The following is an 827-nucleotide window of genomic DNA, read 5'->3' as shown; positions in this document are numbered from 1 at the left end:
GTCGCTGGCAGGACGGGCAGAAGTGCGAGCCCCTGTTCATGAAGCTCTCCCGTACGATCGCCGTTCCGCAGCGCGGACACGGCTTGCCCTGCCGGCCGTATGCGTTGAGAGAGTGGGCGAAGTAGCCCGCCTGACCGTTGACGTTGACGTACTGCGCGTCGAAGCTCGTTCCGCCCTCCGCCAGGGCCTTCGCGAGCACGAGCCGCACTTCCACCAGCAGTCGGCGCACAGCCTGCGTGGACAGGTGGTCGGCAGGTGTCTCCGGATGGATGCGCGCAGCCCAGAGAGACTCATCAGCGTAGATGTTGCCGATCCCGCTCACGACGCCCTGGTCGAGGAGAACACGCTTGATCGCGCTTCCCCGCCGTGCGAGCGCGACACGGAAGGCGCGATCATCGAAGGAGGGATCGAGAGGATCGCGCGCGATGTGCGAGACCTGCGTGGGGATCCGCGATCCGTCGTCATCGAGCAGCGCATCGACGGCGAGCGAGCCGAACGTCCGCTGATCCGCGAACACGATCGCGAGCTCGCCGTGCAGGGGATGCTCGATGCCGATGCGGATCCGTTCATGACGTTCCGCGTCGGCATTCGGCGTCCGCAGCAGCATCTGACCACTCATACCGAGGTGCGCGATCAGGGCGGAATCCTCGTCGTCGAGAGGGAGCCAGAGGAACTTGCCCCGGCGGGATGCGGCAGTGAAGGTTCGGCCTTCGAGCCTGCCGACGAAATCCGCGGCCCCGGCGACATGCCGCGTGAGCGCACGCTCGTCGAACACGCTCACCGACGTGATGACCGATCCGACCGCAGCCGGTTCGAGACCGGCGCGG

The 827-nt window shown here is 66.9% G+C and carries 1 protein-coding gene; it reads right to left on the bottom strand.

Annotated elements, in window-relative coordinates; genetic code table 11:
- Window positions 1-827: bifunctional DNA-formamidopyrimidine glycosylase/DNA-(apurinic or apyrimidinic site) lyase (gene mutM, locus ACNPM4_RS14955; protein WP_448986177.1), on the bottom strand; the 827-nt coding region annotated here is incomplete at both ends.

The sequence above is a fragment of the Microbacterium umsixpiens genome, assembly GCF_053543675.1.
The sequence above is the reverse complement of the archived record's forward strand: the minus strand, read 5'-3'. Positions and strand labels throughout refer to the sequence as shown.